We start from the raw sequence: 24,416 nt of genomic DNA on the forward strand, positions 1-24,416 counted from the left end.
CGCCGCGTGGGCGCGACCAGCCACGACGGCGCCGCAGCCGAACGACGACCCATCACCGCACCTGCAGCGGAGCGCTTAGCCGCCGTACGATCGGGAAGTGGCTGGTCGTGGGCGGGTGTCGGGAGCACGGGTCGTCGTGGCGCTCTGTCTGCTGCTCGTGTCCCTGGTGGGCTGCGGCGGACGGGCCGGCACCGACAGCGCCAAGGCCGAGGTGCAGCGCCTGCTCGACCGGCGGGCCGCCGCGATCGTCGGCCACGACGAGGCCGCGTATCTGCGCACCGGCGCGCGGGGCTGGTTCGACAACCTGCGCGCGGTTCCCCTCGCCGACTGGTCCTACCGCCTGACCGGCCTGCACCGCACCGGGGACACCGCCCGCGCCGACGCCGAGCTGCGCTATCGCGTCCAGGGCTACGACCGGGCGCCCGTCCGGGCCGGCCGCACCCTGAGCCTGGCGCAGGACGCGCAGGGCGGCTGGTACGTCGAGTCCGAGCGCCCCGCCAAGGGCTCCGCGCAGCAGCTCTGGGACCAGGGCGCGGTGCGCGCCGTACGCGGCGAGGACAGCCTCGTCCTGGGCGTCGGACAGTCCGGGGCACGGCTGCGGGCGTACGCAGAGCTGGCCGACCGCGCGGTGCCGGCCGTGTCCCAGGCGTGGGGCACCGACTGGGCCCGGCACGTCGTCGTCCTGGTGCCGAAGTCGCTGGCCGGCATGGCGGGGCTGCTCGGCGCGCCCGAGTCGTCCTACCGGGGGATAGCCGCGGTCACCACCGGCGAGACCGGCGCCCCGGCGAGCGCCCCCGCGGACCGGATCATCCTCAACCCCGACGCGTACGGCGTCCTCGGCGGCACCGGCCAGCAGGTCGTCCTCACCCACGAGACCACGCACGTCGCCACCCGCGCCCACACCACGCCCGCCACCCCGCTGTGGCTCTCCGAGGGCTACGCCGACTGGGTCGGCTACCTCGGCGCCGGCCGCTCCCCGTCCCAGGCGGCAGCCGAACTGCGCGACGCGGTGGCCGAGGGCCGCACCCCACGGAGCCTGCCCGCCGACGCGGACTTCGGCTTCGGCGGCGACGAGACCAGGCTGGCCCAGGCCTACGAGGGCGGCTGGATGGCCTGCCGGCTGATCGCCGACCGCTGGGGCGAGGTCAGACTCGCCGACTTCTACCGCGCGGTCGGCGCCCACAAGGAGCGCGCGGGAGCGGTCGAGGGCGCGTTGAAGGACGTCCTGGGCACCTCGTTGGAGGAGTTCACGGCACAGTGGCGGGAGTATCTGCGGGCCCAGCTCGGCTGACCGGGCGCCGCGACGGCTGCCGCCGGGCTCAGGAAGGCAGGGACGTCTCCTTGGCGCGGGTGGCCTGAGCCGGTACGCAGGCGGGGGCGGGCCGCTGGGTCGTCGAGCGCCACAGGGTGCGGGCCGCCAGGACCGTGGCCAGGACCAGCAGGCCGTTGCGCAGGAACAGCAGGGTGACGCCCAGGGCGTCGCTGGCCACGACGTGGGCGAACCAGATCGGGAACTCCAGGACCGTGACGAAGGCCGCCGCCAGGACCAGGGCGACGGGAAGCCTCATGCGGCTGTCGCTGAAGCACAGGCACACGGCCGCGAGGCCCACCAGCCACACCAGGTACTGCGGGCTGATCACCCGGCTCGTCGTCGTGAACATCAGCACCGCCACGAAGGCCGCGTCCGCGAGCGTGTGCGGGTCAAAGCGCCTCGCCCGCAGCCGCCACAGCAGCAGCCAGCCGAAGGACAGCCCGGTCAGGGCGAGGGCGCCCGTGCTGACGACGTCGACATACGGGCCGAGGAACTCCACCGAGCCGTAGTTCAGCAGCACCTGGCCGTCCCAGCCGTACTGCCGGGCCACATGGAAGACCAGCGCGCCCAGCGACTCCACCTCGGTGCCGCGGTCGCGCTGGAAGCCAAGGAAGGCGAAGGCGCCGGGCATGGCGAGGGCGAACACCGCCGACAGGACGCCGGCGGTCAGCACGGCCCAGCCCCAGGCGGCGCGTCTGCGGGCGGCGAGCAGCAGCAGTGCCGGCCACACCTTGAGCATCGCGCCGAAGCCCGCCAGCGCGCCCAGCACCCGGGGATGCCGGGTCCCCGCGAGCAGCGCGGCCACGGCGACGGCGGTGACCATCACGTCGTAGCGCGCGTACACGGTCGGCCCGAGCAGCGGTACGCCCGCCACCCACACCCACACCCCGCGCAGGGAGCGGCCCGGGCGCAGGCCGGCGTACAGCAGGAGCAGCAGCACCACCAGGTCGGCGGTGAAGGCCAGGACGAAGAAGGCGGACGGGTAGTCCAGCCAGAAGACGAGGGCGGGGGAGAGGATCGCGAGGGCCGCGGCGGGCGGGTACTGCCAGGTGACGTCGTCCAGCGGGAAGGTGCCGGTGCGCAGCACCTCGTACCAGCCCTGGTAGATCTCCGACACATCGCTGGTGACGTCCGGACCCGGGAAGACATACACCTTGAACACGAAGAGCAGCAGGATCACCCTGGTCAGGGCCCAGATCCCGAGAAGCCACGCCAGGGACCGCCACGTGCCCGTCGTCTCCACCGGTTCCGTTCCCCTGCCGTTCGCTTCCCACCTGAGTGACCATGATGTCGTGTCGGGCTGTCGGCGGGCCATAAACGTGGCCGGGCCCGGCTGTGAACGGGGGCTTCGATAGGGTCGGCGGCGATGCACAAGACGCTGATCGTGACCAACGACTTCCCGCCCCGCCCCGGCGGTATCCAGGCGTTCCTGCACAACATGGCGCTACGCCTGGACCCGGAGCGGCTGGTCGTCTACGCCTCCACCTGGAAGCGCGGCCGCGAGGGAGCCGAGGCCACCGCCGCGTTCGACGCCGAGCAGCCCTTCACGGTCGTACGGGACCGTACGACGATGCTGCTGCCGACGCCCGGGGCGACCCGGCGGGCGGTCGGGCTGCTGCGCGAGCACGGCTGTACGTCGGTGTGGTTCGGGGCGGCGGCCCCGCTCGGCCTGATGGCGCCGGCCCTGCGCAAGGCGGGCGCCGAGCGGCTGGTGGCCACCACCCACGGCCACGAGGCGGGGTGGGCCCAGCTTCCCGCGGCCCGGCAGCTGCTGCGCCGGATCGGGGAGTCGACGGACACGATCACCTACCTCGGCGAGTACACGCGCTCGCGCATCGCGACCGCGCTGACGCCGGACGCGGTCTCACGGATGGCGCAGTTGCCGCCAGGGGTCGACGAGAAGACCTTCCATCCGGCGTCGGGCGGGGACGAGGTGCGGGCGCGGCTCGGGCTGACCGAGCGGCCGGTGATCGTGTGCGTGTCCCGGCTGGTGCCGCGCAAGGGGCAGGACACCCTGATCCTGGCGCTGCCCCGGATCCTGGCCAAGGAGCCGGAGGCCGTGCTGCTGATCGTCGGCGGCGGGCCGTACGAGAAGGAGCTGCGCAAACTCGCGGCCGAGACCCGGGTGAGCGACTCCGTCCACTTCACCGGCGCTGTGCCCTGGTCCCAACTGCCCGCCCACTTCGGCGCCGGCGACGTCTTCGCGATGCCGTGCCGGACCAGGAGGGGCGGCCTCGACGTCGAGGGCCTGGGCATCGTGTACCTGGAGGCGTCGGCGACCGGGCTGCCGGTCGTCGCCGGCGACTCCGGCGGGGCGCCGGACGCGGTGCTCGACGGGGAGACCGGCTGGGTCGTGCGCGGCGGCTCCGTGGAGGACACCGCCGAGCGCGTCCTCACCCTCCTCGGCGACGCCAAACTGCGCCGCCGGATGGGGGAGCGGGGCAGGCGGTGGGTCGAGGAGAAGTGGCGCTGGGACCTGCTGGCGGAGAAGCTCAAAGCTTTGCTGTGAGCGGAAGCGCGCACTCTAGGCGGAACGTGAAAATCCGCACATGCTGCGCGCATGGCAGCAAAACTGATGCAGCGTCAGCTGACTAGACGTCAAATCCTTGGTATGGCGGCCCTCCAGACCGCCGCCGCCCTCGGCTTCAACCGTGTCTCCCTCGCATCGGCCCACGCCGCCGAGCCCGACGCGGCCGAGACCGTCCCCGCCATTGTCGTCGGCTCCGGCTACGGCGGCGCCGTGGCCGCCCTGCGCCTCGGTGAGGCCGGCATCCGCACGGTCGTCCTGGAGATGGGCAGGCTGTGGAACACCGCCGGCCCCGACGGCAAGGTCTTCTGCTCCACCGCCGCCCCCGACCGCCGCTCCATGTGGTTCCGCACCCGCACCGAGGCCCCGCTCGCCACGTTCCTGTGGCTGGACGTGGTCAACAAGAACATCAGCCCGTACCCGGGGGTCCTGGACCGCGTGCGCTACGACCACATGTCCGTGTACGTCGGCCGGGGCGTCGGCGGCGGTTCCCTGGTCAACGGCGGCATGGCCGTCACCCCGCGCCAGTCCTACTTCGCCGAGCAGTTCCCGACCGTGGACACCGCCGAGATGTACCGCACGTACTTCCCGCGCGCCCGCTCCATGCTCGGCGTCAACACCGTCGACCCCGCGTGGTTCGAGTCGACCGAGTGGTACCGCTTCACCCGGATCTCCCGCAAGCACGCGACCAACACCGGCCTGAGGACCACCTTCGTGCCCAGCGTCTACGACTTCGGCCACATGCAGCGCGAGGCGGCCGGCACGGCGACCGGGTCCGCGCTCGCGCAGGAGGTCATCTACGGCAACAACCACGGCAAGCGCAGCCTCGACAAGACGTACCTGGCCGCCGCGCTCGGCACCGGGAACGTCACCATCCACACCCTGGAGCGGGTGACGTCGATCAGCAGGGCGGCCGACGGGACGTACGTCCTGACCGCCGAGCGGATCGACGACACCGGCACCGTCGTCGAGACCAAGGAGTACGGCTGCACGTACCTCTTCCTCGGCGGCGGCAGCGTCGGCACCACCGAACTCCTCGTCCGCGCCCGGGAGTCGGGCACGCTGCCGGCGCTGGACCCGAGCGTGGGCACGGGGTGGGGGACCAACGGCAACGTGATGCTCGGGCGGGCCAACCACCTGTGGGACACGGTCGGGGCGAACCAGTCGACCATGCCGGTCATGGGCATCGACGACTGGGCCAACGCCGCCAATCCCGTCTTCGCCGAGATCGCACCCCTGCCGACGGGCCTTGAGCACTGGGTCAGCCTCTATCTGGCGATCACCAAGAACCCCGAGCGCGCTTCGTTCTCGTACGACTCGGCAAGCGGCGCGGTGCGGCTCGGGTGGAGCGCGGCGCAGAGTGCCGTGTCGGTGGGCATGGCGAAGAAGCTGTTCGACCGGATCAACCGGGCGAACGCCACGATCTACCGGTACGACCTGTTCGGCTCGGGCAACAAGGTCTTCGCCGACGACTTCACCTACCACCCGCTGGGCGGCTGCGTGCTGGGGCGGGCGACCGACGCCTACGGCCGGGTGAAGGGGTATTCACGGCTGTACGTCACCGACGGCTCGCTCGTGCCCGGGTCGATCGGGGTGAACCCGTTCGTGACGATCACCGCGCTCGCCGAACGCACGATGGCGCGGGTCCTCGTGGAGGACACCGCGCCATGAGGCAACCGGTCGGCTACTTGGCGTAGATCGACTCGATCTCGTCCGCGAAGTCCTTCGCCACGACGTTGCGCTTGAGCTTCAGCGACGGCGTCAGATGGCCCGAATCCTCCGTGAACTGGGAGGGCAGAATGCGGAACTTCCGCACCGATTCCGCCTTCGACACCGCGGCGTTGCCGTCGTCGACCGCCGACTGGATCGTGGCCAGCAGGTCCGTGTCCTCGCGCAGCGACGCCGCGGTGGAGCCCGCGGGCTTGCCGTGCTCGGCGGCCCAGCGGCCCAGGAACTCCTCGTCGATGGTGACCAGCGCGCCCACGAACGGCCGCCCGTCGCCGACCACCATGCACTCGGCCACCAGCGCATGCGACCGGATGCGGTCCTCGATCACGGCCGGGGCGACGTTCTTGCCGCCCGCGGTGACGATGATCTCCTTCTTGCGGCCGGTGATCCTGAGGTAGCCGTCCTCGTCGAGGGTGCCGATGTCCCCGGAGTGGAACCAGCCGTCGGCCAGGGCCTCGGCGGTGGCCTCCGGGTTGTTCCAGTACTCCTTGAAGATGTGCTCGCCGTGCAGCAGCACCTCGCCGTCGTCGGCGATCCGCACCACCGAGCCGGGCAGCGGCTGGCCGACCGTGCCGATCTTCTGGCGGTCCCAGGGGTTGAACGCGGTCGGCGCGCAGGTCTCGGTCAGGCCGTAGCCCTCCAGGACCGTGAAGCCGATGCCGCGGAAGAAATGGCCGAGGCGCTCGCCCAGCGGGGCGCCGCCGGAGATGGCGTACTCGCCCTTGCCGCCGAGGACCGCGCGCAGCTTGCTGTAGACGAGCCGGTCGAAGACCTTGTGCTTGATCTTCAGGCCGACGGACGGGCCGGACGGGGTGTCCAGCGCCTTGCTGTAGGCGATCGCCGTGTCCGACGCCTTGTCGAAGATCTTGCCCTTGCCGTCGGCCTGCGCCTTGGCGCGTGCGCTGTTGTAGACCTTCTCGAAGACGCGCGGCACGCCGAGGATCAGCGTCGGCCGGAAGGCGGCCAGCTCGTCGGTGAGGTTCTTGATGTCCGGGACACAGCCGAGCTTGATCGGCGCCATCATCGGCGCGACCTGCACCAGCCGCCCGAAGACATGCGCGAGCGGCAGGAAGAGCAGCACCGAGCACTCGCCGGTGCGGAACAGCGGGCGCAGCCGCTCGACGACGTTCCCGCAGTCCGCGAAGAAGTTGCGGTGGGTGAGCACACAGCCCTTGGGCCGGCCGGTCGTCCCGCTCGTGTACACGATGGTCGCCGGGTCGTCGGCCTTGGCGAGCGAGCTGCGCTCCTCGACCGTCTCGTCGCTGATGTCCTGCCCGAGGCGCCCCAGCTCCTCGACCGCGCCGGCCTCGATCTGCCAGACGTGCTTGAGCGCGGGCAGTCGGTCGCGCACCGACTCGACGGCGGCCGTGTGGTTGTCCATCTCGGTGATGCAGGCGGTCGCGCCCGAGTCACTGAGGATCCACTGCACCTGCTCCGGCGAGCTGGTCTCGTACACCGGCACGGTGACCGCGCCGGCCGACCAGATCGCGAAGTCGAGCAGGGTCCACTCGTAGCGGGTGCGGGACATCAGGCCGACCCGGTCGCCCGGCTGGATGCCGGCGGCGATGAGCCCCTTCGCGGCCGCGCGCACCTCCGCGAGGAACGTGGTGGCCGAGACGTCCTGCCAGGCACCGCCCACCTTGCGGGCGATGACGGCCACGTCCGGGTGCTGCGCGGCGTTTCTGCGGACGATGTCGGTCAGATTCCCGTCCGCAGGGACCTCGTACAAAGCCGGAAGGCTGAACTCGCGCAAGACTGCTGCTCCTCATAGGGCGCCGGCGCCACGACGTTGTGCGATGCGACGGTGCGGTCCAAGGCTCGGGCAAGTGCTCATGGATTCACATGTTGAAATCCAGAGCACGACTGGACCGACCGGACGTTACCCGCCGGTATGGCTTCTTCGACAGGGGGTCCCGGCGAGATGTTCGCTGCGTCACACGGTTTGGTGCTTCTGCGCGCACAGTAGTCGAGCGGTCTGACGACTGGCCAGTAACCATCGCTTCGGCCGCCACTGTTCACGTTTGCCGCACACGCCTACCCTTGATCGCCATGTCACCGACACCGACGGGAAACCGCAGGACGCGCGTCCACGTGGTCAGCGATGTGCACGGCAACGCCCGCGACCTGGCCCGGGCCGGCGAGGGCGCGGACGCCCTGATCTGCCTGGGCGACCTGGTGCTGTTCCTGGACTACGCCGACCACTCGCGCGGCATCTTCCCCGACCTGTTCGGCGTGGAGAACGCCGACCGCATCGTGGAACTGCGCACCGCCCGGCGCTTCGAGGAGGCGCGGGAGCTCGGGGCGCGGCTGTGGGCCGGGATCGGCTCGGACCGGTGGGCGGCCATCGAGAAGGCGGTGCGGGGGCAGTACGCCGAGATGTTCGCGGCGTTCCCGACACCGACGTACGCCACCTACGGCAATGTCGACATGCCGCCCCTGTGGCCGGAGTACGCCGGGCCGGGCACGACGGTGCTGGACGGGGAGCGGGTGGAGATCGGCGGACGGGTCTTCGGCTTCGTCGGCGGCGGACTGCGCACCCCGATGAGGACCCCCTACGAGATCAGCGACGAGGAGTACGCGGCGAAGATCGAGGCCGTGGGCGAGGTCGACGTGCTGTGCACCCACATCCCGCCGGAGGTGCCGGAACTCGTCTACGACACGGTGGCGCGGCGCTTCGAGCGCGGGAGCAAGGCGCTGCTGGCGGCGATCCGCCGCACCCGCCCCCGCTACTCCCTCTTCGGACACGTCCATCAGCCGCTGGTCCGGCGGATGCGGATCGGGGCGACGGAGTGCGTGAACGTGGGGCACTTCGCGGCGTCCGGGAAGCCGTGGGCGCTGGAATGGTGAGCGAATTCGGGTGCGGTGGGCGTTTTCGCCGCGATGGCGCAGGTGGGGGTGAAGTCGGCCGGTCGGACGCGCGGTAGCCTTCACGCTGCACACGCGTGCGCACCATGACTGCACCACGACTTCCTACCGGCCCGCATCTGGAGGAGCCACGGCGATGGCGGAACACACCAGCTCGAGCATCACGATCGAGGCGGCACCGGCCGACGTGATGGGGGTGATCGCCGACTTCGCCCGCTACCCGGACTGGACCGGCGAGGTGAAGGAGGCGGAGGTCCTCAAGACCGACGACCAGGGCCGTGCCGAGCAGGTGCGTCTCGTCATGGACGCCGGCGCGATCAAGGACGACCAGGTGCTGGGGTACACCTGGACCGGCGAGCACGAGGTCTCCTGGACCCTGGTCAAGTCCCAGATGCTGCGCTCGCTCGACGGCTCCTACATCCTCAAGCCGGCCGGAGCGGGCTCGACCGAGGTCACCTACCAGCTCACGGTCGACGTCAAGATCCCGATGCTGGGGATGATCAAGCGCAAGGCCGAGAAGGTCATCATCGACCGGGCGCTGGCGGGGCTGAAGAAGCGGGTGGAGTCGGAGAAGTAGGCGGGTTCGCCCAGCCGCGGGCAGTCGTGCCGCTGGGGCGGCACGGGTGGGCGCGGGCGGCACCCCGCCAGCGCCGGGTTGCGCGTCCCCCCGCTCGCCCCGACGCCGGGCACCGCGCAACGGACCTGAACCACAACGTCCGTTACCGTTCACCCCCATGCGCACCATCCTGATCACCGGCCCCGGCGGCAGCGGCCGTACCACCGTCGCCGCCGCCACCGCGCTCGCCGCCGCCCGCGAGGGCACCCGCACCCTCGTCCTCAGCGCCGACCGCACCGACACCCTGGGCGCGGCACTCGGCGTGCGCACCGGACCGGCCCCCACCCGGGCCGCCGAGAACCTCACCGCCTGGCGCCCCGACGCCGCCGACGGCTTCCGGGACGACCTCGCCGCCTTCCAGGAGCGCGCCACCGCCGCCCTCGACCTCCTCGGTGCCTCCCGGCTCGACCCGGAGGAGGTCACCCCCCTCCCCGGCGCCGAGGAACTCGCGCTGCTGCGCGCGCTGCGGGACGCCGCACTCGCCGAGGGCGGTGATCTCCACGAACTCCTCGTCGTCGACCTCCCGGCCACCCCGCACGCCCTCGCCCTGCTCTCCCTCCCCGAGGAACTGCGCCGCTATCTGCGCCGGCTGCTCCCGCCCGAGCGGCAGGCGGCCCGTGCGCTGCGGCCGGTCCTGGGCAAGCTGGCCGGGGTGCCGATGCCCGCGGAGTGGCTGTACGAGACCACCGCCCGCTGGGACATCGAGCTCGCCGCCGTCGAGGCCGTCCTCGCCGACCGCGCCACCGTCGTACGGCTCGTCGCCGAACCCGGCCCGAGCGGCGCCGACGCCGTACGCGCCGCCTGCCTCGCCCTCGCCCTGCGCGGACTGCGCCCCGACCTGCTGATCGCCAACCGCGTCCTGCCGGAGCCGGCGGCGGCGGCCGGAAGCTGGCTCGCCGGGCCCGTCGCCCAGCAGCGCAAGGTCCTGGAGGAGTGGAAGGAGACGTACGACGTCCGCGGCGTCGCACACCTCGGGCACGACCCCCGCGGCGCCGACGACCTCGCCGCGCTCCACGTCCCCGCCGTCAACACCACGACGTCCACCGTCGAGTGGCCCGTCACCGACCGGACCTGCGACGACGGCGGCGGCCGGGTCCTCGTATGGCACATCCCGCTGCCCGGCGCCGTACGCGACGACCTCGACCTCATCCGGCGCGCCGACGAAATCGTCGTCACCGCCGGGCAGTTCCGGCGCATCGTGCCGCTGCCGTCCGCCCTGCGCCGGTGCGCCGTGGACGGGGCCGCGCTGCGCGACGGCGAGCTGCTGATCCGGTTCACGCCGGATCCGGATCTCTGGCCGCGGACCCGGTGAAGCAGGTACGCCCGTTCGGGTAACGTCGTAGAGACGAACCGTAGTCAGGAGTCCGTCATGAGCGAAGAGCTCCCCCCGTCCGAGGCCACCGGGCACGAGGCCGTCGACGAGGTACGGGCGAGCGACGCCGACGCCTGGGCGACGGCGTGCGCCGAGGATCTCGCGGCGGAGAAGGTCCGCCGCCGCGCCCAGTACGGCCCGCCGCCCGGGTCGGCCGCCGAGGAGCTGCACAAGCTCGTCGACGCCGTCGCGGACAAGCTGTCGACCCTGCAGTCCCCGCTGCTCGGCGCGGTCGCCGGACCCGCCGCCCAGCAGGTGGTCAAGCAGGTCGTCCAGCAGGCCAAGGCCGCCGTCGAGCCGGTCATCGACCGCAACCCGGACGTCTTCGACCACCTCGCCGCGGCCGGCAGCGAACTCCTCGCCGCCTACCGCTCCGCGGTCCAGAACCAGGAACAGCGCTGGACGAGCGGTACGAACGACGCCCAGGAGCTGGACGAGCTCGACGACGACAAGCGCGACCCGGGCGAGGGCACCGGCCCCGGCCAGCGCATCGACCTGGACTGACGGAGCACGACTCCCTCCCCCGGGCCCCTGTCCGCCGGGTGGACGACGCGAGCCCGGCGCCGGGGCCTCGGGTACGGTTGGCCGTAGCGGGGCTCGACCGAAACTGAGGGATTCATGGGACTCACCATCGGCGTCGACATCGGCGGTACCAAGATCGCGGCCGGTGTGGTCGACGAGGAAGGCAACATCCTCTCGACCCACAAGGTGCCCACCCCGGGCACCCCCGACGGGATCGTGGACGCCATCGCCTCCGCCGTCGAGGGAGCGCGCGCCGGGCACGAGATCGTCGGCGTGGGCATCGGAGCGGCCGGTTACGTCAACCGTCAGCGCTCCGAGGTTTACTTCGCCCCCAACATCCACTGGCGCAACGAGCCGCTGAAGGAGAAGGTCGAGACCCGCGTCGGCCTCCCCGTCGTCGTCGAGAACGACGCCAACGCGGCCGCGTGGGGCGAGTACAAGTTCGGCGCCGGCAAGGGCCACCGCAACGTCATCTGCATCACCCTGGGCACCGGCCTCGGCGGCGGCATCATCATCGGCAACAAGCTGCGCCGCGGGCACTACGGCGTCGCCGCGGAGTTCGGCCACATCCGGATGGTCCCGGACGGCCTGCTGTGCGGCTGTGGCTCGCAGGGCTGCTGGGAGCAGTACGCCTCCGGCCGCGCCCTCGTCAGATACGCCAAGCAGCGCGCCAACGCGACCCCCGAGAACGCCGAGATCCTGCTCGGCATGGGCGACGGCACCCCCGAGGGCATCGAGGGCAAGCACATCTCCATGGCCGCCCGCCAGGGCGACCCGGTCGCCGTCGACTCCTACCGCGAACTCGCCCGCTGGGCGGGCGCCGGCCTCGCCGACCTGGCCTCCCTGTTCGACCCCTCCGCCTTCATCGTCGGCGGCGGCCTCTCGGACGAGGGCGAACTGGTCCTCGACCCCATCCGCAAGTCCTACAAGCGCTGGCTGGTGGGCGGCAACTGGCGCCCGGTGGCCGACGTCATCGCGGCCCAACTGGGCAACGAGGCGGGATTGGTCGGCGCGGCCGACCTGGCCAGGGAGCCGGACCCGATCATGTAACGGCTGCTTCTCGGGATGCGGCGACTGTGCCCACCCAGGGGCGCGGGGAACTGCGCGACAAGCCACGACGAACCGGCACTCGCGAACGATCCTCGCGCCCCGAGCCATTGGGCGTAAATTGATCCACATGGAGTCGCTCCCCAATTCCCGCACGGAGCCCGACGGTTCCCCGGTCATCAGGGTCCTGAGCTACAACATCCGCTCGATGCGCGACGACACAAACGCCCTCGCCCGCGTCATCAGCGCCTGCACCCCGGACCTGGTCCTGATCCAGGAGGCCCCCCGTTTCTTCCGCTGGCGCAAGAAACTCGCCCGCCTGGCCCGCGCCGCGAACCTCGTCACCCTCACCGGCGGCGCCACCGCCGCCGGCCCCGCGATCCTGTGCAACCTCCGCACCACCGTCGAGCGCACGCAGGACGTCCTCCTGCCGCTGACCCCGGGCCTGCACCGCCGCGGCTTCGCCACGGCGGTGGTCCGCTTCGGCGGCGCCCGCCTCGGCGTCCTGAGCTGCCACCTCTCCCTGCAGAAGGACGAGCGCTACGAGCAGGGCGGCATGCTGCTCGACCGGCTCGCCGCCCTGGGCGTGGAGCACGCCGTGGCGGGCGGCGACCTCAACGACCGGCCCGCCGGCCGCACCTTCCGCCGCCTCGCCGACGGCCTCCAGGACTGCTGGGCCACCGCCCCCTGGGGCAGCGAGTACACCTCGACGCCGGCCGACCCCCACCAGCGCATCGACGCGATCTTCGCCACCAAGGGCATCGAGGTGCTCGGCTGCGGCGTCCCGATCGGTCACCCCGGTGTGCGGGAGACAGACCTGAGGGCGGCCACCGACCACCTTCCGGTGCTGGCCGCCCTCAAGGTCCCGGCGTCCTAGACGACGGCACCCCGCCCGGGGTCGTCATCCCCCTCGTCGTCCGTCTTCATCCGCATCACCAGCGTGGCGAACCCGCCCAGGAACCCGCCGATGCCGAGCGTGGCCAGCCACCACGTCATGTCCCAGTTCAGCAGGACCGCGAGCAACAGCAGGACCGGTCCGCCGATCACCGCCAGCCAGCCGAACTTCGTGGTGACGTCGGCCTCGGGCAGCGGCGGCGGCTCCGGCGGTACGAAGTGGCCCTCGTCGTCGGCGTCGAAGTCGTCCTCGGACGGCTCGGGCGCGCTGTAGTCGCGCGGGCCGGTGCCGACGCCGGGCGCGAAGGAGACGGAGCTGCCCAGCGGCTTGGCGGGCTTGTCCTCGCCCTCGCCCTCGCCCTCGTCCTTGGGCTTGGGCGCCTCCGACTTCGCCTCTTGGCCGCCTTCGGTGCCCTCGGGCTCCTCGTCGTCGTTCGTCGCAGACTCCAGCAGCGCCAGGTCCTCGACCGACTTGAACGGCTTGGCGCCCGGCGGGTCCTTCGGCTCCTCGCCGTACCCGGCGACGATCGCGGCCCAGGCGGCGTCCTCGTCGAACGGGACGTGCTGCTCCTCGGGCTCGCGGTCCTCGCGCCTCTCGCGGTCGGAGTCGTGCTCAGCCACGTGCGGTCGTCCCTTCCTTGCCGGCGCCGGTCGCGACCCGGTCGATGAACCCGAGGCTCTCCTCGAGGATCCGGTCCGCGTCATGGTCCAACGTCGCCACGTGATAGCTCTGTTCCAGCACGATCTCCGTTACGTCCGTGGACGACACCCGACTCAGGATCCGGGCCGAATCCACCGCCGGAACGGTGTGGTCCTGCCTGCTGCGCATCAGCAGCAGCGGCTGGGTGACCTGGGGCAGCTCGCCGTCGACCAGCCGGAAGAAGGTCCGCAGGGAGTGCGCGGCGTGCAGCGGCACCCGGGAGTACCCGAGCTCGACGGCGCCTTCCTTGGCGATGTCGCCGATGACCCCCGGCGCCGTACGGACGAAGTGGCGCGACACCGGAAGGGTGTACGCGGACAGGCCGTGCACCTTGTTCGCCGGGTTGACGACCAGTACGCCGGCCACACCCTCCCCGTGCTTCGCGGCCAGCCGCAGGGCCAGGGCGCCGCCCATGGACAGGCCCGCCACGAAGACGCGCCCGCAGCGGTCGCGCAGGGTGCGCAGCTCGCGGTCCACCTCGGCGTACCAGTCCTGCCAGTTGGTGATCGCCATGTCCTCCCAGCGGGTGCCGTGCCCCGGCAGCAGGGGCAGCGAGACGGTGAGCCCGTGCCCGGCGAGATGCTCTGCCCAGGGGCGCAGCGACTGGGGGGAGCCGGTGAAGCCGTGGCAGAAGAGGACCCCCACCTCTCCGCCCTCGCGGCGGTACGGCTCGGCTCCAGGAAGGACCGGCACCTTACGGTCTCCTGTTCGTGAGAGGAACGGTGTGCTTCACCGTACGCGACCGCACTGACACCGACCAGGGCCGTCGGTCTCTTTGACAGTGCTCCGGGATAAGGTCTGATCGACAGACACAGGAGGCACTCGGTTGTTGTACGGCGCGATGAAGGTGACCATCGGGGGACCGTTGAAGGCCGCCTTCCGGCCCTGGGTGGAGGGCCTGGAGAACATTCCCGCCGAGGGCCCCGCCATCCTGGCGAGCAACCACCTGTCCTTCTCCGACTCGTTCTTCCTGCCGGCGGTCCTCGACCGCAAGGTGACCTTCATCGCGAAGGCCGAGTACTTCACCACCCCTGGCGTCAAGGGCAGGTTGACGGCCGCCTTCTTCAAGGGCCTCGGCCAACTGCCCGTGGACCGCTCCGGGGCGCGCGGCGCGGGTGAGGCCGCCGTCAAGAGCGGCATCGAGGTCCTGGAGCGCGGCGAGCTGTTCGGCATCTACCCCGAGGGCACGCGCTCGCCCGACGGGCGGCTCTACCGGGGCAAGCCCGGCGGCCTCGCGCGCGTGGCGCTCGCCACCGGAGCCCCGGTCATCCCGGTCGCCATGATCGACACGGAGAAGATCCAGCCGCCGGGGAAGGTCGTGCCCAAGCTGATGCGGCCGGGCATCCGGATCGGCGCGCCCCTGGACTTCAGCCGGTACCAGGGCATGGAGCACGACCGTTTCGTGCTCCGCGCGGTGACCGACGAGGTCATGTACGAAATCATGAAGCTCTCCGGCCAGGAGTACGTCGACATGTACGCGACCGCCGCCAAGCGGCAGATCGCTCAGGCGGCGAAGGCCGAGAAGGAGCAGGCGAAGAGCGAGAAGGAACAGGCGAAGAAGACCCAGTAGGGCGACGTGGGGGGTGGGGGCATGGCCAGGCGTGAGCGGGTCATGAGGATGTCCGTCGAGCAGCCGCTGTGGCGCGCGCTCGCCGGCTACCGGGTGCTGACCATGGTGTATGCCGTCGGGCTCTTCGTCAGCGCCCACGACGAGGTCGCCCGCCCCTGGGTGGCCATCGCCTACTTCTGCGTCCTGGCCGTGTGGACGCTGGCCACCCTGCCCCGGGTCGCGAACGCCGCGAGCTGCACCAAGCGCTTCCTCGCCGCGGACCTCGGCCTCGCCCTGGCCGGCATCCTGCTCACCCGGCTTGCCGAGACACCCGCCCGGATCGACTCGGGCGCCCCGACCCTGCCGTCGATATGGACGGCGGGCGCCGTGCTGGCGTTCGCCATCAAGGGCGGCTGGCGCTGGGCCGCCTTCGCCTCCACGCTGGTCGCCGCCGCCAACCTGGTCCACCGCTCGGGCGTGCCGACCCGTGACACCGTTCACATGGTGCTGCTGGTCTGGATCGCCTCCATCGCCATCGGCTACGTCGTCGAGGTCGCCCGCGCCTCCGAGCGCACCCTCGCCCGGGCCCTGGAGATCGAGGCGGCGACCCGTGAGCGGGAGCGGCTCGCCCGGGACATCCACGACAGCGTGCTCCAGGTGCTGGCGATGGTGCAGCGGCGCGGCGCCGTCATCGGCGGCGAGGCGGCCGAGCTGGGCCGGATGGCCGGCGAGCAGGAGGTGGCGCTGCGCACGCTGGTCTCGGGCGGCCTTGTGCCCGTGTCACGGGTCTCGGAGGACGCCGCCGAAGGGGCCGTCGTACGGGCCGTGGAGGAGCCGGACGAGGACGCCGGGCCCGTCGATCTGCGGACGCTTCTCGCCCCGTACGCCGGTGCGAGGGTCAGCCTCGCCGAGCCTGGTGCGCCCGTGCCGCTGGCGCCGCCGGCCGCGCGGGAGTTGTCGGCGGCCGTCGGGGCCGCCCTGGACAATGTCCGCGCGCACGCCGGCGAGCACGCGCGCGCGTGGATCCTCGTCGAGGACGAGCCCGACGAGGTGATCGTCACCGTGCGGGACGACGGACCCGGCATCCCCGAGGGCCGGCTCGCGCAGGCCGAGGGCGAGGGACGGCTCGGCGTCGCGCTGTCGATCCGGGGGCGGCTGCGCGACCTGGGCGGCACCGCCGAACTGATCTCGGTGCCGGGCCAGGGCACCGAAGTGGAACTGAAGGTACCGAAGGACAGCAGCGCATCACGGGGGAAGGCGGAGCAGCGATGACGGACACCACCAGCGGACCCCAGGACCGGATCAAGGTCATGGTGGTCGACGACCACCCCATGTGGCGCGACGCGGTGGCCCGCGACCTCGCCGAGTCCGGCTTCGACGTGGTCGCCACCGCGGGCGACGGCGACCAGGCCGTGCGCCGCGCCAAGGCCGCCGCCCCCGACGTCCTCGTCCTCGACCTCAACCTGCCCGCCAAGCCCGGCGTCCAGGTCTGCAAGGAACTGGTGGCCCACAACCCCGCACTGCGCGTCCTCGTCCTGTCCGCCAGCGGCGAGCACGCGGATGTGCTGGAGGCCGTGAAGTCGGGCGCCACCGGCTATCTGCTGAAGTCGGCGTCCACGGAGGAACTGCTGGACGCGGTGCGCCGTACCGCCGTGGGCGATCCGGTGTTCACGCCGGGCCTGGCCGGCCTGGTCCTCGGTGAGTACCGCCGCCTCGCCTCCGAACCGGCGCCCGCTGCCCCTGACGCCGACCAGCCGGGCGCCCCGCAGCTCACCGAGCGCGAGACCGAGGTGCTGCGGCTCGTCGCGAAGGGCCTGAGCTACAAGCAGATCGCCGAACGCCTGGTCATCTCCCATCGCACGGTCCAGAACCACGTCCAGAACACCCTCGGCAAGCTTCAGCTCCACAACCGGGTGGAGCTGGTGCGGTACGCGATCGAGCGCGGCCTCGACGACGAGTGATCCGGACGTCGCCGGCTTGACGGCGCGTAAACCGAACACCCGGCGGTTCACCGGAATTGCCCGTCCGACCCATCCCGCTGTGACCTGGCTCACCATTAGCGTGGCCTCACCAGGCAACCGCGGCGAAGGGACATTTCCATGCGGGTCGGAGTACTGACCGGAGGCGGCGACTGCCCCGGTCTCAACGCCGTCATCCGGGCCATCGTCCGCAAGGGCGTACAGGAGTACGGCTACGACTTCGTCGGCTTCCGGGACGGCTGGCGTGGTCCGCTCGAGAACGACACCGTCCGTCTCGACATCCCCGCCGTGCGCGGCATCCTGCCCCGCGGCGGCACCATCCTCGGCTCCTCGCGCACCAACCCCCTCAAGCAGGAGGACGGCATCCGGCGCATCAAGGAGAACCTCGCCAAGCAGGACGTCGAGGCGCTCGTCGCCATCGGCGGCGAGGACACCCTCGGCGTCGCCGCCCGCCTGTCCGACGAGTACGGCGTGCCCTGCGTGGGCGTGCCCAAGACGATCGACAACGACCTGTCCGCCACCGACTACACCTTCGGCTTCGACACCGCCGTGGGCATCGCGACCGAGGCCATCGACCGGCTGCACACCACCGCCGAGTCCCATATGCGGGTCCTGGTCTGCGAGGTGATGGGCCGTCACGCCGGCTGGATCGCCATCCACTCCGGGCTGGCCGGCGGCGCCAACGTCATCCTCATCCCCGAGCAGCGCTTCGACGTCGACCAGGTCTGCGCCTGGATCACCTCCCGCTTCAAGGCGTCGTACGCCCCGATCGTGGTCGTCGCCGAGGGCGCCATGCCCAAGGACGGCGACATGGTGCTCAAGGACGAGTCGCTGGACTCCTTCGGGCACGTCCGGCTGTCCGGGGTCGGCGAATGGCTGGCCAAGGAGATCGAGAAGCGCACCGGCAAGGAGGCCCGCACCACGGTCCTCGGGCACATCCAGCGCGGCGGCACCCCCAGCGCCTTCGACCGGTGGCTGGCCACCCGCTTCGGACTGCACGCCATCGAGGCGGTCCGCGACCGCGACTTCGGCAAGATGGTCGCCCTGCGCGGCACGGACATCGTCCGCGTCCCGATCGCCGAGGCCACGGCCAAGCTCAAGACGGTGGATCCGAAGCTGTACGAGGAGGTCGGGGTCTTCTTCGGCTGACGGCGTACCGGAGCGGAAGTCCGGGGGCGACAGCCCCCGGACGACCGACCCGGCGACTAGACGGTCGTGTTCCGCAGCTCACCGACCAACTCCCGGACGACGGCAGCCCCGTTCAGCGTCAGGATCGACTCCGGGTGGAACTGCACGCCCGCGAAGCCGGGGCCGCGTACGGCATGCACCTCACCGTTGTCCGCCCGGCTGACCTCGATGCCGTGCGCGCCCAGCTCCTCGGCCACCTCGTCGTCGCAGCGCGCCACGAAGCTGTTGTAGAAGCCGACGGTCTCGGCCCGTCCGAACAGGTCGATCGTGGTCTGCGCGCCCTGGTACGGCACTTCCTTCCGTACGATCTCCAGCCCCAGCTCGGCCGCGATCAGCTCATGGCCGAGGCAGACGCCGAGAACGCCGTGCCGGTGGATGGGGGTCCCCCCGCTCGAGCGAAGCCGAGAGTGGGGGAGGATGACCTCGGCGGTGAGGTCGCGCAGGAGGCGCATCTTGGGGTCGCCGAGATCCGAGGGATCACCGGGACCGGGGCCCAGCACCACCGGACCCTCGTGCCCGAGCACCGCCTCCCGCAGCCCGGGCTCGTCGTAGCGCCGCACGGTCACCTCCAGCCCGCCGGAGCGCAGCACGTGCCCGAGCATCGCCGTGAAGGTGTCCTCGCCGTCGACGACCAGGGCGTGTCCGGTCAGCTCCGCGGACCGCTCCTGCATCCGCAGCCAGAAGGGGGCCAGCGACGCCCGGCGACCGTCGAGCGCGGCACGCACGCGTGGGTCGTCGGCGAGACGCACGCGCGCGTGCTCCGCACGGGGCCGGGACGGACGTACGCCCAGGGCGGCCAGCACACCCGCCGCCTTCGCGTGCGTCTCCGCGACCTCGCTCCGAGGGTCCGAGCCACGCACCAGCGTGGCGCCGACCGGCACCCGCAGCCGGCCGTCGGCGCCGATGTCGGCGGTGCGGATGAGGATGGGGGAGTCGAGGGTCTGGGCCCCGCCCGAATCCCGGCCGATCAGCGCCAGCGCCCCCGCGTAGTAGCCGCGCCCCCCGACCTCGTGCCGCTCGATCACCCGGCAGGCGTTCTGCACGGGCGACCCGGTCACGGTGGCCGCGAACATCGTCTCCTTCAGGACCTCCCGCACATCCAGCGAGGACCTCCCGCGCAGCTCGTACTCGGTGTGCGCGAGATGCGCCATCTCCTTCAGCCGGGGCCCGACGACGACCCCGCCCATGTCGCCGACGGTGCACATCATCTTGAGCTCCTCGTCGACGACCATCGACAACTCCTCGATCTCCTTGCCGTCGGCGAGGAAGCCGAGCAGATGCTCGGGCGTCGGCCCCTCGGCGGGATAGCGGTACGTCCCGCTGATCGGGTTCATGACGACCGTCCCGCCGGACATCCGGACGTGCACCTCGGGGCTCGCCCCCACCAGCGTCCGCTCCCCGGTGTGGACCACGAACGTCCAGTACGCACCCCGCTCGCCCTCGAGGAGACGCCGGAACAGCGCGAGCGCGTCGGCGCGGGAGAAGCCCGGGATCGAGCCCTCGTACGTCCGCCGGATCACGAAGTTCGCGCCCTCGCCCCGCCCGATCTCCTCCCGCAGCACCCGCCCGACGATCCGCGCGTACTCCTCGTCACCGACGTCGAAGCCGCCGCCCTCGACGCGCACGCCGTGGGCCGGGAGCTGTGCCAGGGCGTCGGCGAGCGGGATCTCGTAGGTCTCCTCGGGGCTCAGCACCGCCAGCGGCGTGCCGTCGTCGCGGACGTCGAAGCCGCGCTCGCGGATCTGCCGGAAGGGGACCAGCGCCAGGCCCTGGTCGGGGAGGTCGGCGAGGCGGTCGTAGGTGGCGACCGGGCCGATCAGCACCTCGATCAGATCGTGGTCGTGGCCCGGGGTACGGCGGCGCAGCAGGGCGAACGGGCGGGGATCGTCCAGCAAGCCGAGCAGATTCATGGATCCGTGCTCCTTCTCCGTGGGATTCGGTGGGAGAGGAGCGGACCCCGGGAAACACCGAAGGCCGCCCCTCGGGCGGCCTTCGCGAAGTCTGTCGTACGCGCAGTCAGCGGGCCGCCGGATGAGCGGTCCACCACCAGGTCTGGATCGAATGCGCGAACATGCGAGGCACCCTACCCCAAGGTCCGGTGTCCGGGTCGTGTACCTCGCGTCTCAATTGCTGGGCATGGGGTAGGGCGCCCGACACGACCCCGTAATGTTGAGGTCGTGACCGTGAACGCTAAGACCAGCGCAAGCGCTGGCAACACCTGGCGAGACCTGCCCGCGGCGCAGCAGCCCGAGTACCCCGACACCGAGGCTCTGCGCGCAGTCGTTGCGGACCTCGAGTCGTATCCGCCGCTCGTCTTCGCGGGCGAGTGCGACCAGCTGCGCGCCCGGATGGCGGCCGTCGCCAAGGGAGAGGCGTTCCTCCTCCAGGGCGGCGACTGCGCCGAGGCCTTCGACGCGGTGTCGGCCGACCAGATCCGCAACAAGCTGAAGACCCTGCTCCAGATGGGCGCCGTGCTGACGTACGCCGCCTCGGTGCCGGTGGTGAAGGTCGGCCGGATCGCCGGCCAGTACTCCAAGCCGCGCTCCAAGCCGACCGAGACCCGCGACGGCGTGACCCTGCCGACCTACCGCGGCGACTCCGTCAACGGCTTCGACTTCACCGAGGCCGCCCGCGTCCCGGACCCCGAGCGTCTGAAGCGGATGTACAACGCCTCCGCCTCCACGCTCAACCTGGTGCGCGCCTTCACCACCGGCGGCTACGCCGACCTGCGCCAGGTGCACGCCTGGAACCAGGACTTCGTGAAGTCGTCCCCGTCCGGCCAGCGCTACGAGCAGCTCGCGCGCGAGATCGACAACGCGCTGAACTTCATGCATGCCTGCGGGGCCGACCCGGAGGAGTTCAAGACGGTCGAGTTCTACTCCTCGCACGAGGCGCTGCTGCTCGACTACGAGTCGGCGCTGACCAGGGTCGACTCCCGCACCGGGCAGCTCTACGACGTCTCGGCGCACATGGTGTGGATCGGTGAGCGCACCCGGCAGCTCGACCACGCGCACATCGAGTTCGCCTCGCGGATCCGCAACCCGATCGGCATCAAGCTCGGCCCGACGACGACGGCCGAGGAGGCGCTGCAGTACATCGACCGCCTGGACCCGGAGCGCGAGCCGGGCCGGCTGACCTTCATCGTCCGCATGGGCGCCGACAAGATCCGCGACCGGCTTCCCGAGCTGGTCGAGAAGGTCACGGCGTCCGGCGCCACGGTGGCCTGGGTGACCGACCCGATGCACGGCAACACCTTCGAGGCGGCCTCCGGCCACAAGACCCGCCGCTTCGACGACGTGCTCGACGAGGTCAAGGGCTTCTTCGAGGTCCACAAGGGCCTGGGCACCCACCCGGGCGGCATCCATGTCGAGCTCACCGGTGACGACGTCACCGAGTGCGTGGGCGGCGGCGACGAGATCTTCGTCGACGATCTGCACCAGCGCTACGAGACGGCCTGCGACCCGCGCCTGAACCGCAGCCAGTCGCTCGACCTGGCCTTCCTCGTCGCGGAGATGTACAGGGACCAGTAGGCGGGGCGCCTGTTACAGGTTGTTCCAGTGACATGAAGTGGGGCGCGGATCACATACGATCCGCGCCCCACAGCACTTTTGCGGCTCCTACGAGCCGGGTAAGGTTAGGTTAGCCTCACCGATCAAGGGGATGGCACATCGATCCCGCCGGGAGGTGAACCGCGTGTACGTCTGCAGTTGTTTCGGCATCACCGAGCAGCAGGTCAAGAAGCACGCGGAGGACGGTGCCTGCACCCCCCGCCAGATAGCCTCGGCCTGCAAGGCGGGCACGGACTGCGGGTCGTGTGTGCGCCGTATTCAGGCGCTCCTGGGCAGGGGCGCGTGCCCCCGCCGTGAGCTGGCCGACCAGGGCAAGCCGATGCTCACCGATCTGGCGGACGCGGCCTAGCTCGGCTGCTCGATCTGCTGCGCGATGTACAGCGCCTCACCGAGCTTGTCGATCAGCTCGAGCTGTGTGTCCAGATAGTCGATGTGGTGCTCCTCGTCCTCGAGGATCGACTCGAAGATGTTCGCCGACGTGATGTCGCCCTTGGTGCGCATCACCTCGATGCCGCGCTTGAGGCGGTCGATCGCCTCCACCTCGATCTGCCGGTCGGCCTGGAACATCTCGGTGACCGTCTGGCCGACCCGCACATGGAACAGCCGCTGGTAGTTGGGCAAGCCGTCGAGCATCAGGATGCGCTCGGTGAGCTTGTCCGCGTGCTTCATCTCATCGATGGACTCCTCGCGCGTGTACTTGGCGAGCTTCGTCCAGCCTTTGTTGTCCTGGATCCGGTAGTGCAGCCAGTACTGGTTGATCGCGGTGAGCTCGCCGGTGAGCTGCTCGTTGAGGAATTCGAGGACCTCGGGGTCGCCCTGCATCGCTTCGGTTCCTTCCAGGCGGGGGAACTGCCAGGTTGCGCCGCATGATTGCACCGGCGACGAAGATCGTCCAGTAAGTCTTCACTTACTAAGTAAGTGCATGCTTAGTCCGTTTTGAGGTGAATTGCTGAGGGTGGGGTCAAGCGCACTGCTTCGGGTCTGTCAGGATGGAGACATGGGTCAGCCGGTGGAGCGCGAAACTGGAGAAGCGGCACACTCCGAGCTTCCGCCGGGGCAGCGGCTGCAGCGCGGCTGGCCGGTCACGCACTACGGCCCGGTTCCGAAGTTCCGACCCGAACGCTGGGAGTTCAGGGTGTTCGGAGCCACCGCCGACGGCGAGAAGCACTGCTGGACCCACGAGGAGTTCACGGCCCTGCCGTACACCACCGTCGTCGCCGATCTGCACTGCGTCACGAAGTTCAGCATGCTCGGCGCGGAGTGGGGCGGCATCCCGGCCCGTACGATCCTTCAGATCGCCCCGCCCGCGCCGGCCGTCACCCATGTGATGGTCTGGGCCGAGTACGGCTTCAGCTCCAATCTGCGCCTGGACGACTTCGCCGCCGAGCGCACGATCTTCGCCACCCACAAGGACGGCGAACTGCTCACCGCGGAGCACGGCTTCCCCCTCCGTCTGGTCGTCCCCCATCTGTACGCCTGGAAGGGGCCCAAGTGGGTCCGCGGCGTGGAGTACATGACCGCCGATCGCCGCGGCTTCTGGGAGGAGCGCGGCTATCACAACATCGGCGATCCGTGGAAGGAGCAGCGGTACTCGTACCAGGAGGAGCCCGGGGACGGGCCCGAGCTCTGACCCCCTCACCCGTCCCGAAGTTTTTTCAGCCGCTCCACGTCCGCCGCGTGCCCTTCCTTCCCGCCCGGCGTCTCGATGATCAGCGGTACGCCCTCGGTGGCCGGGTGCGTCATCAGCGCCCGGAACGGGTCCTCGCCGATGTGACCTGCGCCGATGTTCGCGTGCCGGTCCTTGTGGGCGCCCACGACGTCCTTGGAGTCATTGGCGTGGACCAGCTTCAGCCGGCCCTCGCCGACGGCGTCCACCAGCAGGTCGAGCGTCTGGTGCATGCCGGACGGGCCGGTCAGGTCATGACCGGCGGCGAAGACGTGGCAGGTGTCCAGGCACACGCCCAGCTTCGGATGGGAGTCCAGCGCCTCGAAGTACGGCTCGAAGTCCCAGGTGCGCGAGCAGAGCGAGGCGCCCTGGCCCGCCGTCGACTCCAGCAGCAGGAACGGGTCGTCGTCGTGGGTCAGCTCGTCCAGCAGCGGCAGCATGTGCTCGCGCACCTGCCTCAGGGCCACCGACCGCTCCCGGCCGCCGGTCGCGCTGCCCGTGTGCACGACCACGCCCAGCGCCCCGATCTCCCGGCCGCGGCGCAGCGAGTGCCGCAGCGACTGAACCGACTTCTCGACGGTGGCCTCGGTGTGGGAGCCGAAGTTGATCAGATACGGCGCGTGCACATACGCCGGGATCGACTCGGCCTCGCACACCGCGCGGAACTCCTCGTCCTGCCGCGGATTCCCGGCGGGCGTGGCCCAGCCGCGCGGGTTGGCGACGAAGACCTGGACGGTCTCGGCCTTGAGGTCGTGGGCGTAGGTGAGCCCGACGGAGCTGAGGCCGCCGGCCACGGGGACGTGGCTGCCGACGGGGTTGCGGGAGGGGCCCGGGAGGGCGGTGCCGGACTGCTGCTTTCTCACCCGTTCAGAGTGCCATGCG

At 71.1% G+C, this 24,416-nt stretch carries 24 protein-coding genes; 16 read left to right on the forward strand and 8 right to left on the reverse strand.

The features are described from left to right. The first annotated feature begins 97 nt into the window (after positions 1–97). Positions 98–1,291, forward strand: coding sequence for a hypothetical protein (locus ACP4J3_RS39955; protein ID WP_426541277.1), 1,194 nt, complete (start codon positions 98–100; stop codon positions 1,289–1,291). 28 nt (positions 1,292–1,319) lie between these two features. On the opposite strand, the gene ACP4J3_RS39960 is transcribed toward ACP4J3_RS39955, so the two are convergent. Further along, positions 1,320–2,555 (reverse strand): glycosyltransferase 87 family protein, encoded by a 1,236-nt coding sequence (locus tag ACP4J3_RS39960; RefSeq protein ID WP_426541279.1) that lies wholly within the window; start codon positions 2,553–2,555, stop codon positions 1,320–1,322. A 123-nt stretch (positions 2,556–2,678) separates the two neighbouring features. On the opposite strand from ACP4J3_RS39960, the gene ACP4J3_RS39965 reads away from it, so the two are divergent. Together ACP4J3_RS39965 and ACP4J3_RS39970 are read left to right on the forward strand one after the other, a co-directional pair. Beyond that, the gene (locus tag ACP4J3_RS39965) at positions 2,679–3,821 is read left to right on the forward strand and encodes a glycosyltransferase family 4 protein (RefSeq protein ID WP_426541281.1); all 1,143 of its coding nucleotides are present in this window, start codon (positions 2,679–2,681) and stop codon (positions 3,819–3,821) included. Positions 3,822–3,923: 102 nt separating this feature from the next. Further along, positions 3,924–5,510 carry a GMC oxidoreductase gene (locus ACP4J3_RS39970; RefSeq protein WP_426541283.1) on the forward strand — a complete coding sequence of 529 codons (1,587 nt, stop codon included), beginning with the start codon at positions 3,924–3,926 and terminating at the stop codon, positions 5,508–5,510. Between the two features lie 13 nt (positions 5,511–5,523). Here the strand turns inward: ACP4J3_RS39970 and ACP4J3_RS39975 are convergent, their stop codons facing one another. Continuing rightward, the gene (locus ACP4J3_RS39975) at positions 5,524–7,320 is read right to left on the reverse strand and encodes an AMP-dependent synthetase/ligase (RefSeq protein WP_426541285.1); all 1,797 of its coding nucleotides are present in this window, start codon (positions 7,318–7,320) and stop codon (positions 5,524–5,526) included. A 296-nt stretch (positions 7,321–7,616) separates the two neighbouring features. Between ACP4J3_RS39975 and ACP4J3_RS39980 the strand changes: the two genes are divergently transcribed. From ACP4J3_RS39980 to ACP4J3_RS40005, 6 genes are all read left to right on the forward strand, one after another. After that, positions 7,617–8,414: a metallophosphoesterase family protein gene (locus ACP4J3_RS39980; RefSeq protein ID WP_426541287.1), complete on the forward strand. Its 798-nt coding sequence runs from the start codon at positions 7,617–7,619 to the stop codon at positions 8,412–8,414. A 154-nt stretch (positions 8,415–8,568) separates the two neighbouring features. Further along, complete coding sequence (locus ACP4J3_RS39985; RefSeq protein WP_426541289.1) at positions 8,569–9,009, forward strand: SRPBCC family protein; 441 nt, start codon at positions 8,569–8,571, stop codon at positions 9,007–9,009. 157 nt (positions 9,010–9,166) lie between these two features. Further along, positions 9,167–10,360, forward strand: coding sequence for an ArsA family ATPase (locus ACP4J3_RS39990; RefSeq protein ID WP_426541291.1), 1,194 nt, complete (start codon positions 9,167–9,169; stop codon positions 10,358–10,360). Between the two features lie 57 nt (positions 10,361–10,417). Continuing rightward, entirely contained in the window at positions 10,418–10,924 is a 507-nt protein-coding gene (locus ACP4J3_RS39995; RefSeq protein ID WP_426541293.1) for a DUF5304 domain-containing protein, read from the forward strand. Between the two features lie 114 nt (positions 10,925–11,038). Then, positions 11,039–11,992, forward strand: a complete 954-nt coding sequence (locus ACP4J3_RS40000; RefSeq protein WP_426541295.1) for an ROK family glucokinase — start codon at positions 11,039–11,041, stop codon at positions 11,990–11,992. Between the two features lie 127 nt (positions 11,993–12,119). Beyond that, a complete protein-coding gene (locus tag ACP4J3_RS40005) occupies positions 12,120–12,866 on the forward strand; it encodes an endonuclease/exonuclease/phosphatase family protein (protein ID WP_426541296.1) in 747 nt (248 codons plus the stop codon). Here ACP4J3_RS40005 and ACP4J3_RS40010 read toward each other — a convergent pair. Further along, positions 12,863–13,504 (reverse strand): hypothetical protein, encoded by a 642-nt coding sequence (locus ACP4J3_RS40010; protein WP_426541298.1) that lies wholly within the window; start codon positions 13,502–13,504, stop codon positions 12,863–12,865. The genes ACP4J3_RS40005 and ACP4J3_RS40010 overlap by 4 nt on opposite strands. Next, on the reverse strand, positions 13,497–14,276 hold the full coding sequence (locus ACP4J3_RS40015) for an alpha/beta hydrolase (protein WP_426541300.1): 780 nt from the start codon (positions 14,274–14,276) through the stop codon (positions 13,497–13,499). Before ACP4J3_RS40015 ends, ACP4J3_RS40010 begins: the two co-directional genes overlap by 8 nt. A 148-nt stretch (positions 14,277–14,424) precedes the next feature. Between ACP4J3_RS40015 and ACP4J3_RS40020 the strand changes: the two genes are divergently transcribed. The 4 genes from ACP4J3_RS40020 (at position 14,425) to ACP4J3_RS40035 (ending at position 18,260) form a co-directional block, all read left to right on the forward strand. Next, on the forward strand, positions 14,425–15,153 hold the full coding sequence (locus tag ACP4J3_RS40020) for a lysophospholipid acyltransferase family protein (protein WP_426541425.1): 729 nt from the start codon (positions 14,425–14,427) through the stop codon (positions 15,151–15,153). A gap of 21 nt (positions 15,154–15,174) precedes the next feature. Further along, on the forward strand, positions 15,175–16,404 hold the full coding sequence (macS, locus tag ACP4J3_RS40025) for a MacS family sensor histidine kinase (RefSeq protein ID WP_426541302.1): 1,230 nt from the start codon (positions 15,175–15,177) through the stop codon (positions 16,402–16,404). After that, a complete protein-coding gene (locus tag ACP4J3_RS40030; protein WP_426541304.1) occupies positions 16,401–17,093 on the forward strand; it encodes a response regulator in 693 nt (230 codons plus the stop codon). The genes macS and ACP4J3_RS40030 overlap by 4 nt, the downstream gene beginning before the upstream one ends. Before the next feature lie 138 nt (positions 17,094–17,231). Then, a complete protein-coding gene (locus tag ACP4J3_RS40035) occupies positions 17,232–18,260 on the forward strand; it encodes a 6-phosphofructokinase (RefSeq protein WP_426541306.1) in 1,029 nt (342 codons plus the stop codon). A 56-nt stretch (positions 18,261–18,316) separates the two neighbouring features. On the opposite strand, the gene ACP4J3_RS40040 is transcribed toward ACP4J3_RS40035, so the two are convergent. Then, entirely contained in the window at positions 18,317–20,209 is a 1,893-nt protein-coding gene (locus tag ACP4J3_RS40040) for an anthranilate synthase family protein (protein WP_426541308.1), read from the reverse strand. A gap of 106 nt (positions 20,210–20,315) precedes the next feature. Then, a complete protein-coding gene (locus ACP4J3_RS40045; protein WP_078602827.1) occupies positions 20,316–20,372 on the reverse strand; it encodes a trp operon leader peptide in 57 nt (18 codons plus the stop codon). Positions 20,373–20,476: 104 nt separating this feature from the next. On the opposite strand from ACP4J3_RS40045, the gene ACP4J3_RS40050 reads away from it, so the two are divergent. Together ACP4J3_RS40050 and ACP4J3_RS40055 are read left to right on the forward strand one after the other, a co-directional pair. Beyond that, on the forward strand, positions 20,477–21,829 hold the full coding sequence (locus ACP4J3_RS40050) for a class II 3-deoxy-7-phosphoheptulonate synthase (RefSeq protein WP_426541310.1): 1,353 nt from the start codon (positions 20,477–20,479) through the stop codon (positions 21,827–21,829). Positions 21,830–21,983: 154 nt separating this feature from the next. Beyond that, positions 21,984–22,217 carry a (2Fe-2S)-binding protein gene (locus ACP4J3_RS40055; protein WP_194049675.1) on the forward strand — a complete coding sequence of 78 codons (234 nt, stop codon included), beginning with the start codon at positions 21,984–21,986 and terminating at the stop codon, positions 22,215–22,217. Here the strand turns inward: ACP4J3_RS40055 and bfr are convergent. Continuing rightward, a complete protein-coding gene (bfr, locus tag ACP4J3_RS40060; protein ID WP_426541312.1) occupies positions 22,214–22,690 on the reverse strand; it encodes a bacterioferritin in 477 nt (158 codons plus the stop codon). The two genes, ACP4J3_RS40055 and bfr, sit on opposite strands and share 4 nt — an antisense overlap. Before the next feature lie 175 nt (positions 22,691–22,865). Between bfr and ACP4J3_RS40065 the strand changes: the two genes are divergently transcribed. Then, on the forward strand, positions 22,866–23,498 hold the full coding sequence (locus tag ACP4J3_RS40065) for a sulfite oxidase-like oxidoreductase (protein ID WP_426541314.1): 633 nt from the start codon (positions 22,866–22,868) through the stop codon (positions 23,496–23,498). Between the two features lie 5 nt (positions 23,499–23,503). On the opposite strand, the gene ACP4J3_RS40070 is transcribed toward ACP4J3_RS40065, so the two are convergent. After that, the gene (locus ACP4J3_RS40070) at positions 23,504–24,397 is read right to left on the reverse strand and encodes a deoxyribonuclease IV (RefSeq protein ID WP_426541316.1); all 894 of its coding nucleotides are present in this window, start codon (positions 24,395–24,397) and stop codon (positions 23,504–23,506) included. Between the last annotated feature and the right edge of the window lie 19 nt (positions 24,398–24,416).

It is taken from the genome of Streptomyces sp. UG1, from assembly GCF_049974585.1.
Lineage (GTDB): Bacteria > Actinomycetota > Actinomycetes > Streptomycetales > Streptomycetaceae > Streptomyces.

Excerpts from the sequence above, each read along its gene's own strand:
- ACP4J3_RS39965 (WP_426541281.1), top strand. The coding sequence starts at position 2,679 with ATGCACAAGACGCTGATCGTGACCAACGACTTCCCGCCCCGCCCCGGC.
- ACP4J3_RS39970 (WP_426541283.1), top strand. The coding sequence starts at position 3,924 with ATGGCGGCCCTCCAGACCGCCGCCGCCCTCGGCTTCAACCGTGTCTCC.
- ACP4J3_RS39980 (WP_426541287.1), top strand. The coding sequence starts at position 7,617 with ATGTCACCGACACCGACGGGAAACCGCAGGACGCGCGTCCACGTGGTC.
- ACP4J3_RS39985 (WP_426541289.1), top strand. The coding sequence starts at position 8,569 with ATGGCGGAACACACCAGCTCGAGCATCACGATCGAGGCGGCACCGGCC.
- ACP4J3_RS39990 (WP_426541291.1), top strand. The coding sequence starts at position 9,167 with ATGCGCACCATCCTGATCACCGGCCCCGGCGGCAGCGGCCGTACCACC.
- ACP4J3_RS39995 (WP_426541293.1), top strand. The coding sequence starts at position 10,418 with ATGAGCGAAGAGCTCCCCCCGTCCGAGGCCACCGGGCACGAGGCCGTC.
- ACP4J3_RS40000 (WP_426541295.1), top strand. The coding sequence starts at position 11,039 with ATGGGACTCACCATCGGCGTCGACATCGGCGGTACCAAGATCGCGGCC.
- ACP4J3_RS40005 (WP_426541296.1), top strand. The coding sequence starts at position 12,120 with ATGGAGTCGCTCCCCAATTCCCGCACGGAGCCCGACGGTTCCCCGGTC.
- ACP4J3_RS40020 (WP_426541425.1), top strand. The coding sequence starts at position 14,425 with ATGAAGGTGACCATCGGGGGACCGTTGAAGGCCGCCTTCCGGCCCTGG.
- macS (WP_426541302.1), top strand. The coding sequence starts at position 15,175 with ATGGCCAGGCGTGAGCGGGTCATGAGGATGTCCGTCGAGCAGCCGCTG.
- ACP4J3_RS40030 (WP_426541304.1), top strand. The coding sequence starts at position 16,401 with ATGACGGACACCACCAGCGGACCCCAGGACCGGATCAAGGTCATGGTG.
- ACP4J3_RS40035 (WP_426541306.1), top strand. The coding sequence starts at position 17,232 with ATGCGGGTCGGAGTACTGACCGGAGGCGGCGACTGCCCCGGTCTCAAC.
- ACP4J3_RS40040 (WP_426541308.1), bottom strand. The coding sequence starts at position 20,209 with ATGAATCTGCTCGGCTTGCTGGACGATCCCCGCCCGTTCGCCCTGCTG.
- bfr (WP_426541312.1), bottom strand. The coding sequence starts at position 22,690 with ATGCAGGGCGACCCCGAGGTCCTCGAATTCCTCAACGAGCAGCTCACC.
- ACP4J3_RS40065 (WP_426541314.1), top strand. The coding sequence starts at position 22,866 with ATGGGTCAGCCGGTGGAGCGCGAAACTGGAGAAGCGGCACACTCCGAG.